Source organism: Priestia sp. JV24 (assembly GCF_025910025.1).
GTDB classification, from domain to species: Bacteria; Bacillota; Bacilli; order Bacillales; family Bacillaceae_H; genus Priestia; species Priestia megaterium.
Map to the genome: position 1 here is coordinate 13,035 of NZ_JAPCIN010000020.1, position 13,763 is coordinate 26,797.

Annotated in this window: 14 protein-coding genes; 5 read left to right on the forward strand and 9 right to left on the reverse strand. The window is 33.5% G+C overall.

Translation table 11 applies throughout. The features are described from left to right. Position 1 precedes the first annotated feature (1 nt). From OK414_RS15035 to OK414_RS15060, 6 genes are all read right to left on the reverse strand, one after another. Complete coding sequence (locus tag OK414_RS15035; protein ID WP_263045159.1) at positions 2-1,171, reverse strand: LuxE family acyl-protein synthetase; 1,170 nt, start codon at positions 1,169-1,171, stop codon at positions 2-4. Next, a complete protein-coding gene (locus OK414_RS15040; protein WP_013083564.1) occupies positions 1,168-1,434 on the reverse strand; it encodes an acyl carrier protein in 267 nt (88 codons plus the stop codon). The genes OK414_RS15035 and OK414_RS15040 overlap by 4 nt, the downstream gene beginning before the upstream one ends. A gap of 33 nt (positions 1,435-1,467) precedes the next feature. Further along, complete coding sequence (locus OK414_RS15045; RefSeq protein ID WP_034651203.1) at positions 1,468-2,505, reverse strand: flavin-containing monooxygenase; 1,038 nt, start codon at positions 2,503-2,505, stop codon at positions 1,468-1,470. 81 nt (positions 2,506-2,586) lie between these two features. Next, positions 2,587-4,356: a fatty acyl-AMP ligase gene (locus OK414_RS15050; RefSeq protein ID WP_051975584.1), complete on the reverse strand. Its 1,770-nt coding sequence runs from the start codon at positions 4,354-4,356 to the stop codon at positions 2,587-2,589. 49 nt (positions 4,357-4,405) lie between these two features. Then, on the reverse strand, positions 4,406-4,738 hold the full coding sequence (locus tag OK414_RS15055) for a carboxymuconolactone decarboxylase family protein (protein WP_013083567.1): 333 nt from the start codon (positions 4,736-4,738) through the stop codon (positions 4,406-4,408). Positions 4,739-5,524: 786 nt separating this feature from the next. Further along, the gene (locus tag OK414_RS15060; RefSeq protein WP_263045160.1) at positions 5,525-6,133 is read right to left on the reverse strand and encodes a TetR/AcrR family transcriptional regulator; all 609 of its coding nucleotides are present in this window, start codon (positions 6,131-6,133) and stop codon (positions 5,525-5,527) included. 189 nt (positions 6,134-6,322) lie between these two features. On the opposite strand from OK414_RS15060, the gene OK414_RS15065 reads away from it, so the two are divergent. Beyond that, complete coding sequence (locus tag OK414_RS15065; RefSeq protein WP_263045161.1) at positions 6,323-7,504, forward strand: YhgE/Pip domain-containing protein; 1,182 nt, start codon at positions 6,323-6,325, stop codon at positions 7,502-7,504. A gap of 130 nt (positions 7,505-7,634) precedes the next feature. Here the strand turns inward: OK414_RS15065 and OK414_RS15070 are convergent, their stop codons facing one another. The 3 genes from OK414_RS15070 to OK414_RS15080 all read right to left on the reverse strand — a co-directional run bounded on the left by OK414_RS15070 (position 7,635) and on the right by OK414_RS15080 (position 8,972). Further along, complete coding sequence (locus tag OK414_RS15070; RefSeq protein ID WP_230586545.1) at positions 7,635-8,153, reverse strand: PCYCGC domain-containing protein; 519 nt, start codon at positions 8,151-8,153, stop codon at positions 7,635-7,637. A gap of 120 nt (positions 8,154-8,273) precedes the next feature. Beyond that, positions 8,274-8,573 carry a hypothetical protein gene (locus OK414_RS15075; protein ID WP_264363539.1) on the reverse strand — a complete coding sequence of 100 codons (300 nt, stop codon included), beginning with the start codon at positions 8,571-8,573 and terminating at the stop codon, positions 8,274-8,276. 114 nt (positions 8,574-8,687) lie between these two features. Beyond that, positions 8,688-8,972 carry an AbrB/MazE/SpoVT family DNA-binding domain-containing protein gene (locus OK414_RS15080; protein WP_034651199.1) on the reverse strand — a complete coding sequence of 95 codons (285 nt, stop codon included), beginning with the start codon at positions 8,970-8,972 and terminating at the stop codon, positions 8,688-8,690. A gap of 623 nt (positions 8,973-9,595) precedes the next feature. Here OK414_RS15080 and OK414_RS15085 point away from each other — a divergent pair. The 4 genes from OK414_RS15085 (at position 9,596) to OK414_RS15100 (ending at position 13,681) form a co-directional block, all read left to right on the forward strand. Then, positions 9,596-11,230: an APC family permease gene (locus tag OK414_RS15085; protein WP_016764520.1), complete on the forward strand. Its 1,635-nt coding sequence runs from the start codon at positions 9,596-9,598 to the stop codon at positions 11,228-11,230. 49 nt (positions 11,231-11,279) lie between these two features. Continuing rightward, positions 11,280-11,507 carry a hypothetical protein gene (locus OK414_RS15090; protein ID WP_034651196.1) on the forward strand — a complete coding sequence of 76 codons (228 nt, stop codon included), beginning with the start codon at positions 11,280-11,282 and terminating at the stop codon, positions 11,505-11,507. A 283-nt stretch (positions 11,508-11,790) separates the two neighbouring features. Beyond that, positions 11,791-13,137, forward strand: a complete 1,347-nt coding sequence (brnQ, locus tag OK414_RS15095) for a branched-chain amino acid transport system II carrier protein (protein ID WP_263045162.1) — start codon at positions 11,791-11,793, stop codon at positions 13,135-13,137. A 271-nt stretch (positions 13,138-13,408) separates the two neighbouring features. Continuing rightward, the gene (locus OK414_RS15100; protein ID WP_013083575.1) at positions 13,409-13,681 is read left to right on the forward strand and encodes an HU family DNA-binding protein; all 273 of its coding nucleotides are present in this window, start codon (positions 13,409-13,411) and stop codon (positions 13,679-13,681) included. Positions 13,682-13,763 lie beyond the last annotated feature (82 nt).

The following is a 13,763-nucleotide window of genomic DNA, read 5'->3' on the forward strand; positions in this document are numbered from 1 at the left end:
TTTAAATTCCTCCTTTGATAGCCATGCCTTTTTCTTTTTCTTCGATAAACTTTTCAAGGTTAATTGCACAACAACCTACTTCCACGCCTGGCATCCTTGAAATATATACTAACGTCTGTCCATTACGGCTACATTCACAAGATGTATCCTTTCTTAAATATCCAACATCTTCTGTCAGAATGAAGCCTGGATAAGAAATAGAAGTTGGGTCATAAATAGCAATAACGCCTCTTTCTCCATATTCAACTTCTTCTAAGACATTGTGTGGATTACGCATAGAAACGTGTACCCATGGTGGAATATGTTTTTCTTGTTTATGGCATTCTACTGCAAGCATATTAGCTTCTACTAATCCATACATATCCCTTACATTGTATGATTGAACACCTAAGTATTCATGACAAAGCTCATTAAATTCTCCTCGTGGAATTTCTTCACCAGTGAACCTTTTCCATCCTCCAAGCGTAATAATAAAGCTATTCTTTTCTAAATTAAGTTTAATATTGCGATCCATACAATATTTAATTAATCTATATACTAAAAATGGAGGGCCTACTATATGTCTAGTGTGCTTTCCATCCCAACTCTGTAAGACTTCTACAGCTTTTTCGGGGTTGAATGTTATTTTCTTTACTAAATTAACGCTACCATCTAATAAACCAGCAAAAACGTTCAGTGCTTTTACCATTCCCATTTCAGGCATTTCTTCAGTTGGTGGGAAAAGAAATAATCCCATCCCTCTGGAGAACTTAAAGAACTCCCTATAGGTGGTTACAACACTATCAAATGCACTATCCATCGTTAATCGATCACGACGAGATACACTAGGAATACCACTTGTTCCTGTACTTCTCATTTCGAATTCAACTTCATTTAATTTCGATGTCATAAGAAGATGAGAATCGCATTGTTTAAATGTTTGAACTGGAATTAAAGGGATTTTTGCTAAATCATTAAAACTCTTTATATCCTGAGGGCTAATGTTTTTCTTTTTACATAAATCACGATAAAATTCGTTATTTTCATAATGATAGTTAAAGTTATCTGCAATAACGCTGCCTTTATATTCATTTACTGTATCAAAAGGCATTTTATAAAGGTTATGGGCACTGCCGACTAATGTATTTAATGGGGATAATCCTAGTTCTTTTAACTTAGTAGATAAGTTCATTTAACAGCCTCCTTAGTGTTCTGAGCTTGTATTTGTTTTACTAACAACACAACGTCCTCAATCGTTTTACACCAGCCATAGTCCTCAGTTGGAATGCTAATATCTAACTTTTGCTCTAAATCTAAGACAAGTTCTAAACGGTCAGTTGAATCCAGTGATAAATCTCCGGACAAATTGCTATCTATTTTAATATCCGTTTCTTTTAAAGGTGAAAAAACTAAAATAGACTCTCTTATCATCATAAAAATCTTATCGTTTTCCATAATTAGGACCCCCACTAAAACTTTTCATATGAATTAAGTTATATGATTTGCTAAGAACTTGGCGTCTTCTCCAACCCCTAATAATAAGGCGGAACCTCGTCGGTATTGCCATGATAACCCTAGAAAGTAAAGACCCTTTTCTTTTGTTATGCCTCGATCATGAATTACATTATTGTTTTTATCAATTATGTTAGGGATTTCAATCCATTCGTAATCATTGTGGTAACCAGTGGCCCAGATGATATTCTCTGGTTGGACCTTCTCCCCATTTTGACAAATTAAACTCTTACCATCTGCCTTTGAAACTTTTGAAACCTTTTTAACAACGCCTCTACTTAGCAGTGGTTTTAACTCTTTCCCTATAATTGGATCATTTTTTTTCATAAACTGCCCCAATTTTGAATGGATAGTTGCTTTTGATACTCCAAGCACTTGGAACCACCAAAAAACACTCCTATTCAGTAATGTATAGGGTAGGAATTTCATCCGTTTACCTACAGATAGATAAACTTCTCTGCTTTCAGCTAACTCCGTTGCAATCTGTACCCCTGAATTACCAGCACCCACTATTAAAGTCGTTCCTTCATTTAATTGAGTCGGGTTTTTATAATGAGCTGCATGAATTTGAAAAATGTCTTTTAAGACATCTTTCTCAACATCTGGTACAAAGGGCTTTTGAAAGGGACCAGTCGCAACTACTATATTTTTCGCTACGTAATTACCCTTATTAGTAACGAGGTGGAACTGCTCATTCTCTTTAAATAAATTAATAACGGCTGTATTTAGTTGAACTGGAAGATTATAATGACGACTATAATTCTCTAAATAATCGGCAATCTCATCTTTGTTAGGGTAACCATGTGGCGACCCTTCTACATTCATACCCGGTAGTGCACTATGAGATCTAGGTGTAAACAAGATTAAAGAATCGTAACGATGACGCCAAGAGTCCCCGACTCTACTATTAGAATCTATAATTAAAAACGAAAGGGATTTTTGTTTTAAATAATAGCCAATAGCTAGTCCTGCTTGTCCAGCGCCAATTACAATTGTGTTATATGAATTTCCCATTTAACATCCCTCCTTCAACAATAGTAAGTACATTATGCTTAATAGGATGAATTCATTAGGAAAAGAGGGAAAAGAACGAATTTAATTATGCCAAACCTCTAAGCCATTATTTAAATACGCTTTTTTACAAGCATGTCTTTGGATTTTCCCACTAGATGTTTTTGGTATACTGCTAGTCTTTAAAAGGTAAATAGCATATGGCTGAACTTCATGTTCCTCCATTACTTGCTGACGGATGTTTCTTAAAACATTGTCTAAATAACCTTTCAACTCTTTTTCCTTATGCGATCTAGGCCTATATTTACGTTCGATTTCAGCAACTATAATCAACTTCTCTTCCTCATTAATATCAACAGAAAAGGCAGCGCTGGCTCCTGAAATAATAGCTTGATCTGCTTTTTCCACAGTTAATTCAATATCTTGCGGGTAATGGTTTTTCCCTCTCATTACAATGACATCCTTCAGTCTACCTGTTACAAAAAGCTGGCCTTCATGAAAGAACCCTAAATCCCCAGTTCTTAAAAAGCCATTTTCGTTTGTGTCTTTCACTGTATTATTAAACGCATAATTTGTTTCTTGTTCCCGTCCAAAATACCCTTTTGCTATACTGTTTCCTTTAATCCAAATTTCACCTATTTCATTTGATGCACATGTGGTTAAGAAATCGGTATTAACAATTTCTACTTTCTGATCAAGCCAAGTCATACCGCAACCAACTAATTTAACTGAATCTTCAGAATTTAACGGTCGCTCTATAGCTTTATTTTCTAGGAGACTTTCCTTGCAAAAGCCTTTGGAGACAAGCTTTGTTAATTTTTCATTACCTGTTATAAATAAAGTTGCTTCAGCCATACCGTAGCACGGAAAAAATTGATTTAGTTTAAAACCACAATCTTTAAAAGCCTGGGCGAACTTTTGAATAGTTTCATAACGCACGGGTTCAGCCCCATTAAAAGCAACTTCCCACGTACTTAAATCAAGCTGCCTCTTTTGTTCATCTGTAATCTTTTTTAGGCATAAGTCATAAGCAAAATTGGGTCCACCGCTAATAGTTGCTTTGTACTTTGAGATAGCACTTAGCCATCGAAAAGGCTTTTGTAAAAAATCCATTGGCGACATAAATACACATTTGGCCCCAAGGTATAGTGGTTGTAGAATGTTACCTATTAACCCCATATCATGATACATTGGTAGCCACCCGAGCATGACTGTATCCTCGTTATGCTGACAAGCTGTTTTAATCATGGCTTCATTATGCAAAATATTACCGTGAGTGACCATTACTCCTTTAGGAGAAGATGTAGATCCTGAAGTATATTGTAAAAAGGCTAAAGATTCTTTATCTATCTTTGGTTGTGACCAATCATCTTGATAATCATGAGATATATCGTCAATCGGAATCCACTTTAAATTCATGCTTGAAAGTTCATCTGAGAAATGAAAACTTATTTTTGAATGCAGGTACGTAGTTGTTAAAATAATATTAGTAGCTGCATCGTCCATAATCGCTTTTAAACGTAACATATTCCTGCTCAACCCAGGAGGATACACGGGAACGGGTATTACATTCGCATAGATACAACCTAGAAAAGCTTTAATGTAGTCTATTCCAGATGGATACATTAAAAGAGCTCGTTGTCCTTCTAAACCTAAATGTTGTAGGTAACCAGCGATTTGCTTAGCACACGTGTGAAGTTCTTGATAGGTAATATTAATTTCATCCTTGTTGTCATTATATAAAAATGTGTAGACCACCTTTTCAGGATGAACCCTCGCCTTATGAGATAACAAGTCAATCATTGAAGAATAACTACTATTTGGAATAGTAGGGTTGTCTATCAATTTTTCCACGCCGCCTACACCTCATTTTATATGTTCTAAAATTAACAAACTAAAAAATTCACTCTCTTTCGAAGGCATTGATGGCATTTACACTATGACTAATTGCAGCCCCAGCTTTAAGCGCAGCTGCTACAGTCACTGCTTCTAAAATTTCATCCATAGTTCCACCTAGTTTTTTATACTTAGCTACATGAGCTTCAATGCAATATGGACATCCTGTTGTATGCGCTACAGCAATAGCGATCAACTCTTTTATTTTAGGAGGAATCGTACCTGTATTAAAGACTTCGTGTTCAAACTGCATAAATTTTGCTGCAACTTTTGGTGATCTTTCCTTTAATTCCCCTAATCTATTTAAATATGATTTTTTATATAAAGTATCGTCTGACATCTTTTATTTCTCCCATCATTGTTTAAATATAAGTAACTATCATAAAGAATTAAACAAACTACTTTAAAATAATAAAAACTCATTTAATTATCGGGCGATTTTTCCACATCTTCTCCATAATGGTAATATTTTACTACATCAAAACAGAAGAAAATTAACCTATAATTACCTCTATTTGTAAAAATGGTAGCTACAAATGGATTCTACAAACAATATTTTGGGTTGTCAATCACTTTATTCCAAATTTAAGAATAATTTAATAACTATTTTACAAGACTTTTAGGAGGTGAAATAAAGTCTACTTATCCACTCGGATAAGTACAGTATTATACTTAAAATTATATTGATAAAATCAAAGCAAAATTCATTTCAGTCAGTATTTTTAGGAAGTTTTATAAAAATAAAAGGACTATAAGATATAAGAAAGTTCAGATGTTTTTTTAGAGCAGATGAATCTTTATTTAGAAGTGAGATATTCACTACGTATAATATGTTTCTATAACACTCAAACATTTTTTTGAATGTTAAAACATATGACAACGTTACCATTTTTGCTAAATAAGAATGGTACAAAAAATTTTTAAAAAAAGAATGAAATTTACATTTGGGAATAAAGGTAAAAAATGATAAGGATAGATTGAGGAATTATATCTATCTACATTCAAGATCTCTTCTGGAACTTATTCTAGATATAATCCCATTTTTTATAAAAAACTAGGTGATGCTGATGTTTTCAAAATTGCTTATTGAAGTGAGTTTGGAACTCTTTACAAGCTTAATTTTATCTTATGCTTCAATTTCAAAACCTGAAGACTGTAATGGACCAATCGTTACTAAGTGAACTAACTGCACTGCTATATGTTTAGGAGAATAGACTAAATCATTATTAACCCACCATTCTACTGTCCCAATCAATGCTGAAGAAATGAAATGTATCAATAATTCAGGAGGAGTTGAAAACTTTTGTTCTTGTAAATTTATTGTGGCGAATTCTTTTCTAAATTTCTCTTGAATAACCTCTTGCATTCTGCGATTAAATCCATGTACCCCTTTTTCACTTAACATGATTTGATAAAACGTAGCATGATGGAAAATATTTGTAAATATAGCTTCAATCATTGATTGAAATTGCGATATGTTCACTCTTTTCTTTTGGATGTATATACAAGGGTTAATAATATCTGTTAGTTCCTCAAAAACTTCGTCAATTAATTTATCCACCAAATCCTGCTTATCTACATAGTGAAGATAAAAAGTAGCTCTGTTAATTAATGCATTGTCTGCAATATCCCTAATGGTAATAGATTCATAGCCTTTCTCTTGGATTAAATCAATAAACGATTCTTTAATCATTTTTCTTGTTCGAATAACACGCAAATCTGTTTTTTTAAACATTTTCTCATCACCTGTCTATGATTTCAGTTTTAATTAACACTCAGCACTCATTTGTTGTATATATAACAAATAGCACAATATTGATTATTGAGTATGTGAAGATAAGGAATATAATTACATTGTATATAACAAGGCGTTCCTTATGCAACGCCCTGTCAATGAAAACAAGATGTTCAGGAGGGAGATTACGTGTGCGTATTTAAGAGTTTTTTTTCACAAAAAAGATTTTGGGGGAGCTTACTAGGAATTGTCATTGTCGTTATGATTTTTAGTATTGCTTTCATAGGGTCAATTGTTAATCCCACTCCGGAGGACTTGCCAGTTGCATTAGTAGTAAATGATAAAGGTGCTGAACTGCCTAATAAGACAAAACTGAATGCTGGTGAACAATATAAGGAAACGTTACTAGATAATAAAGATATTCCTTTTAAGTGGTCAGTGATTGACGCAAGAGAAGATGCTATCAGTGCAATGAATGAAAAGAAATACTATGCAACGATTGTGATTCCAGAGAATATGTCTCAACAAATTTTGTCACTTCAATCTCCTTCACCACAAAAGCCAGAAGTAGAGGTAATTATTAATCAAGGAATGCATTACACGGCTGCTAATACAACAAAGCAGGTTATCGATCAATTGCTTTCTAAAATAAATGGGCAAATTCAGGATAATGTTTTTACCCAGTTAGAGACTAATAAAGCTACTATTACTCCTTCGCAAGCTAAACTTTTGAGCAGTCCTTTACTTGTGAAGAATGAAACAGCTAACGAAGTCGGAGATCATACAGCTAATGGAAATGCCCCTGTATTATTTACACAAATAATATGGATCGCAGTCATTATTAGTTCTGTTATTCATTTTATTATTATGAAGAAGGTTACAAATGGGCGTATAAGTATCCGATCTATTTTAGCTCAATTAGTTGCAGGATTCCTATTTGCAACTGCCATTGCTTCTACAGTCCTTTTATTTACCGATAATGTATTAAACGTTAATATATCTGACTTCCAGGCAACATTCTTATTTTTACTATTTACTGCATTTATGTTTTATTTACTTCAAAACGCTATTTTAAATTGGTTAGGATTGGTAGGGGTTCCATTATTCATCTTACTTTTTCTCTTCTCAATTCCGGTATTAAATTTACCTCCAGAGTTTCTACCTACAGTAACTCAAGATTGGTTTTATTCATGGGTTCCTTTTAAATACAGTGTAGAAGGTCTACGTAATATCTTCTACTTTGGAGGGCATGATATTGAAAGCTATTTATTTGTTCTAGGAATGATAGGTGTGGCTTCATTTATAATCATGTCGCTCTCTATACTCAAAACAACAAGTAAAGAAAAAACAATGGTAGCTGTAGAAAAGTAATTTTTATGTATTAATAAAAAAGACCTTGAGAAGAGCAAGATATATAACTTACTCTTCTCAAGGTCCTATTTGTTTTAATTAACCTTTTGATATCTTTAATTACATGTCAGCTAAAAGCCTATACTTGACCTTAAACTTCAGGAGTTGGCGTTGGTTTTGCATAACCACTTTTATATTTTTCATCAATTGATTGACGAATTTGTTTAATTGATTTACCAGATTCCAAATCAGAAACGGATTGAGCTGCTATTTCGAGACAAACACCACATTTTGTTCCATGGTCATCCCATATTACCTTTCCATCTCTTATATTCTCATGGATAAAACAATCATAGTTATTTCTATGCCCCGCCGATTCACCACAGCCACAGTAGCATGGAATATTCTCTAGTAGCTCTTTGTTTTGGGCAGCATTCGCGTAAATGGTTTGCATCTCTTCTGATTTATCCTTCAAAAATTCAGGTAAAACCTCATTACTAGCTGTTTCTTCCTTTATGTCACGACTAATGTTTTCTGAATGTTGTTGATGCTCTTTCTTTGTAGCATTTGTTTTTTCTTTACTAGCTGTTTCTTCGCTTGAATTTGAACAGGCTGTAGAAACTATGCTTACTATTAACATGATTAATACGACTAAAGACTTTTTATGCAACTAAGACACCCTTCCTACTATTATATTAGTAACTAATCCTCTAATAGTAATGAAAAGTTTAACCTACAAGGTATATCCATCATTCTTGTCGTTTTTAAAACAACTAATAATAAAATCCCTTTAATGGCCATGAAATAGTGAAAGTGAATACCGATAAACGTAAATAATTAATACTCCTAAACCTATAAGCATCCATACATGTAGAAGTCTAAAATAAGTTACAGCCTGGCCTATTACTTCATGAAAGATAACCAAGGACAATGTACCGATTGCTCCCCTAGTAGATAAAGCTTGTAATTTAAGTGAGGAGGCTTGTACGCTTTCTCCAATTAATAAACTCCCACCTAAGGATAAAGATAAGAAGGCTACAATTAGTAAAAAGGATAATTGAGTTACTTTTGCTACAGAAAGAATAGTCACGATTGCCATGCACTTTGGAATCTGGTGTAAAATGGTGGCTACGAACACAGAAATTAATTGGTATATATCGGTTATACCAAATGTAATATCAGTAATGACATTATGAAAGAATGGTCACTCAATCGGTTTTTCTATATCAATTAATTGTTGTAATAAAATCTTTTCTCCTTCTGAGCTTAGCACGATATTACCTATATACACTTTATTTTTATCACTTACCTTACCAGTGATAGCACAGGGTTTACTTTCGCCACATTTTTCGATAATTATTGCTTCATTTTCTATAGACATCTCCACATAACTCTCACTGCCTTTTATCCCTAAGGTTCGTCGTAGTTCACTAGGGAATGTGATACGTCCAAATTTACCCAGACCTTTAATCAGCCCTATTTTTTTCATTTTCTCACTCCTAATTTAAATCATCTTTTTCTTGTTTATTTTCTTTTAATAAAAGTAATATATGAATTTAAACTAATAACAAAGATTTATTAAGCCTCATTTTATGATACAAACTACAGAATTAAACAAAAATCTACATAAAATCAGCCAATAATATCCATTAAATTATTTATATGTAAAAAGTATTTAAATCCATATATGACAACATTAAATGTTTCTATATTTAAATAATGGAGAATACGCACTTCTTCCTTATTAAATCATTCACAAAAAAATTTAAAAAATTTATAATTTTTGTCGTTTTCTGTATGATTATATAGTTCCTATTATAAATTAAAGATACGATTTCGTTGAGGAAAAATGAAAGCGTTTAATAAAATTCTACTTTAATGGAGTGAAGATATTTATAAACTAACTACAGAAAAAAATTGCTCTCATTGTATCCTTATTAATGACCTAAAGGAGTATCACTATCTCTTAAAGCTACGCTGATATATCAACTCCTTTTGAAGCTAAGCAGACTACGATATCTACTATAATCCTTCCCTTACTAAGAAAGGGACTATGGAGGGTGTAATAGTCTTTCTATAATTACTACAACTTATATGAGAGAGGTTAAAAAAATGAATCATTTACAGCGTAGGATGGGAACTTTTTCTTTAACAATGGTTGGACTAGGTTCCATCATTGGTTCAGGTTGGTTATTCGGAGCATGGAGAGCAGCCCAAATTGCTGGACCTGCTGCTATTATTTCCTGGATTATCGGTATGATTGTTATTTTATTTATTGGACTTTCTTACAGCGAGCTGGGATCTATGTTTCCGGAAGCAGGAGGTATGGTTAAATATACACAATATTCTCATGGATCGTTTCTTGGATTTATTGCTGCTTGGGCAAACTGGATTGCTATTGTATCTGTTATCCCAGTTGAAGCTGTTGCCTCTGTACAATATATGAGTTCTTGGCCCTGGGACTGGGCAAAGTGGACAAGTAGTTTAGTGAAAAATGGCACGCTTACTTTACCTGGATTAGGCATTGCTTCCGTTTTATTACTTATTTATTTCTTATTAAATTATTGGACAGTAAGTCTTTTTTCCAAAGCAAATTCACTCATCACAATCTTTAAGATCGTGATTCCTGGCTTAACAATTGGATCACTTTTATTTGCCGGTTTTCATAGTGGAAATTTTACGTCTGAAGAAGGCATCGCGCCAAATGGTTGGGCAAGCGTACTGACGGCGGTAGCAACGTCCGGTATTGTATTTGCATTTAATGGTTTTCAAAGCCCTATTAATATGGCTGGAGAAGCAAAGAATCCTGGGCGTTCTATTCCATTAGCTGTAGTAGGATCGATTCTAATTGCTACCGTTATTTATATCTTATTACAGGTTGCGTTTATTGGAGCAGTTGACCCTTCTATGGTTGTTCATGGATGGAGTCACCTTAATTTCAACTCTCCATTTGCTGATTTGGCTATTGCTCTAAGTATTAACTGGCTTGTTATTATATTGTACGCTGATGCATTTGTTTCTCCTTCTGGAACGGGAATAACCTATACTGCTACCACATCTCGTATGATATACGGTATGGAAAAGAATAAATATTTACCTGGTGTTTTAGGGAAATTGCACCCTATTTATGGTGTGCCACGTCAAGCAATGTTTTTCAATTTAGCCGTATCATTCATTTTCTTATTTCTATTTAGAGGTTGGGGTGTATTAGCTGAAATTATTTCAGTTGCGACATTAATCTCTTATATTACCGGACCTGTTACAGCCATGACGTTAAGAAGAACGGGAAAAGAGTTGTACAGACCATTACGTTTAAAGGGATTAAGTATTATTGCGCCACTGGGTTTTATATTTGCGTCATTAACTCTGTACTGGGCGAGGTGGCCACTTACAGGACAGGTGTTATTCATTATTATGATGGGTCTTCCTATTTACTTTTATTATCAAGCAAAGTTGAAATGGAAGGGGTTCCAGAAGAACTTCTTAGCTGGACTTTGGATGGTTACTTACTTATTATGTATGATGGTTATTTCATATTTAGGAAGTGAAAAATTTGGTGGAATAAATGTTATTCCATACGGTTGGGACATGCTTATCATTACATGTTTGTCTCTTGTTTTTTATGTTTGGGCTGTAAAGAGTGGATTTAAAACAGAATACCTCAAGGAAGCCACCAAAGTAAATGAAGAAATGAAATTAAGGGAGAGAACAATAAAATCTCAATTAGATAAAGAAAAAGCTGTATAAAAATTGGTTTCTAATACAAGTATTTTATAAGTATGTGGAGATAGTTGTTATGTTGAAAAATAAGGTAGGAAAGTTAAAAATCTTTACGGTAGACTATTCTATATTAAAAAATAATAAAATAATTAATAATTCCATAGTCATGCAATCCATTAATGATCCAGATGAAATTGTAAGGTTAGCTAAATTGGATATATCTACAAAAGAAAGAGTGTTCATTCAAAATGTAAAGATTTTAAGATTTAAGTCTGTCCCATCTCATGGACATAATTTAGAATAGAAGAAACTCTTCTAAAAGGGAATTTACTTACAATAGCAAAAGCTTCTTTTGACGATGTTATTGAGATATTTTACTTGTCTTATTAGATGCCTAGGGCATCTTTTTCTCTTTTCTCATATGTTCGAGGGCTATAGGAAAAGTCGAATTCCTAACTATCGTAATGCCACGAGAAGTCAAAACATAAAAAGGCCGAAAAGTTTTCTAAAAAACACTGTACATTCTTTTGGTCTCTTGTTTCATTTATATAACAATAGTGAAAGCTGTTATTTTATGGAGGTTTTATATGTCGGATAAAGTGCCATTTTCATTTATATTAGTTATTGGTTTAATGTTATTTGCTCTATTCTTCGGGGCAGGAAATTTAATTTTCCCGCCAATGCTTGGTCAATCAGCAGGAATAAATATTTGGTCAGCTAATGCCGGATTTTTAGTAACCGGAGTTGGGTTACCGTTACTTGGTGTGTTAGCATTTGGTTTTTCGGGGAAAGATGATGTACAGTCACTAGCGAGTCGCGTACACCCTGTGTTTGCTCTTGTATTTACAACCGTACTTTATTTAGCGATTGGTCCTTTATTTTCCATACCAAGAGCAGGAACCGTTTCTTTTGAGATAGGCATCAAACCTTTCTTGGCGGAAGATCTAGACCACATACCTTTATTTATTTTCACCATCATCTTTTTTAGCATCACATGCTTTTTCTCACTAAATCCTGTTAAAACTATCAATATTATCGGAAAATTCCTAACCCCTATTAAGTTAACATTTATTGGGATTCTTGTAGCGATGGCTTTTATTCATCCTATTGGGGATTTCCAGGCGCCTACGAAGAACTATAAAATCCACTCATTTTTCAAGGGATTTCAGGAAGGTTATTTAACAATGGATGCTCTTGCAGCTTTTGTTTTTGGAATTATTATTATTAATGCTATTAAAGAAAAAGGCGCAAAAACAAAAAAACACATTATGACTATTTGTGCAAAAGCCACAGGAATTGCTGCTATTATCCTAATAACCATTTATACGGCTCTTTCTTACATGGGTGCTTCAAGTGTAGAAAAACTTGGACACTTAGATAACGGAGGTACTGTTTTGGTAAAAGTCTCGAATTATTATTTTGGAGCTTACGGTGGAATATTATTAGGATTAATGATTACGGTAGCTTGTTTAACAACTAGTGTAGGACTTGTTGCTTCTTGTTCTTCATTCTTTCATAAACTACTTCCAAAGGTACCTTATAAAATACTTGCTATTAGTCTATGTGGTTTTAGTGCAATCGTTGCTAACATCGGGTTAACGCAGTTAATTGCTATTTCTATACCTCTATTAACAGCTATTTATCCATTAGCTATTGTATTGATATTCTTAACTTTTTTTCATCCTTTATTTAAAGGAAAAACTGAAGTTTATCAAGGGAGCTTACTTTTGACATTTATTATTAGTCTATTTGATGGATTAAATACGGGCGGTATTCACATTTCATCTATTAATAGTTTCTTTATTAGAGTTCTTCCTATGTACAAAGTAGGACTAGGGTGGATTGGTCCAGCTATTATTGGGGGATTAATAGGTTTTAGCATAGTACAAGTAAAAATCCTTCTTAATTACAGTTCATCTAGACTGAATAAATAATAAATATTCTAATGCAAAGGTTACATCCATTTGAAAATAGGAGAAAATCATCAAAAGGGAGCTTTGTTCTTATTGAGCACAGCTCCCTTTTTGACGAGTTTCTTCTGTCTTGAATGGGGTTCATTTTGTCTTAGAGCAAATCTCAGCATCTAGTTTATTAGATAACTTTTTAAATCATCAAATGAGTGCTTATGTTTGAACATTTTATAAAGACTGTGATATGTTCTACATATACATACTATATATGCAATAAGAAATGAGGTATTTACATATGAAAAAAGCTGAATTAATCGATGCAGTTGCAACAAAATCAGAACTAACGAAACAAGATACTAAAAAAGCTGTAGATGCATTGTTTGAAACGATTTCTAATACACTTGCTAATGAAGAAAAAATTCAATTGATTGGATTCGGCACATTTGAAGTACGTGAACGTGCAGCTCGTACCGGACGTAATCCCCAAACTGGTGAAGAAATGACGATTCCAGCTTCCAAAGTTCCTGCGTTTAAACCCGGAAAAGAATTAAAAGAAGCTCTTAAATAAGTATAGGGTGAATACTTTTCAGAAAGCCTCAAGGTTATTCCTTGGAGCTTTCTTTCATTTTTGACATCAAAATAAGCAAAGT

Bases quoted from the DNA above. Each gene is read 5' to 3' on its own strand.
- OK414_RS15035 (WP_263045159.1), bottom strand. From the start codon at position 1,171: ATGAACTTATCTACTAAGTTAAAAGAACTAGGATTATCCCCATTAAAT.
- OK414_RS15040 (WP_013083564.1), bottom strand. From the start codon at position 1,434: ATGGAAAACGATAAGATTTTTATGATGATAAGAGAGTCTATTTTAGTT.
- OK414_RS15045 (WP_034651203.1), bottom strand. From the start codon at position 2,505: ATGGGAAATTCATATAACACAATTGTAATTGGCGCTGGACAAGCAGGA.
- OK414_RS15055 (WP_013083567.1), bottom strand. From the start codon at position 4,738: ATGTCAGACGATACTTTATATAAAAAATCATATTTAAATAGATTAGGG.
- OK414_RS15060 (WP_263045160.1), bottom strand. From the start codon at position 6,133: ATGTTTAAAAAAACAGATTTGCGTGTTATTCGAACAAGAAAAATGATT.
- OK414_RS15080 (WP_034651199.1), bottom strand. From the start codon at position 8,972: ATGAAAAAAATAGGGCTGATTAAAGGTCTGGGTAAATTTGGACGTATC.
- OK414_RS15085 (WP_016764520.1), top strand. From the start codon at position 9,596: ATGAATCATTTACAGCGTAGGATGGGAACTTTTTCTTTAACAATGGTT.
- OK414_RS15090 (WP_034651196.1), top strand. From the start codon at position 11,280: ATGTTGAAAAATAAGGTAGGAAAGTTAAAAATCTTTACGGTAGACTAT.
- brnQ (WP_263045162.1), top strand. From the start codon at position 11,791: ATGTCGGATAAAGTGCCATTTTCATTTATATTAGTTATTGGTTTAATG.
- OK414_RS15100 (WP_013083575.1), top strand. From the start codon at position 13,409: ATGAAAAAAGCTGAATTAATCGATGCAGTTGCAACAAAATCAGAACTA.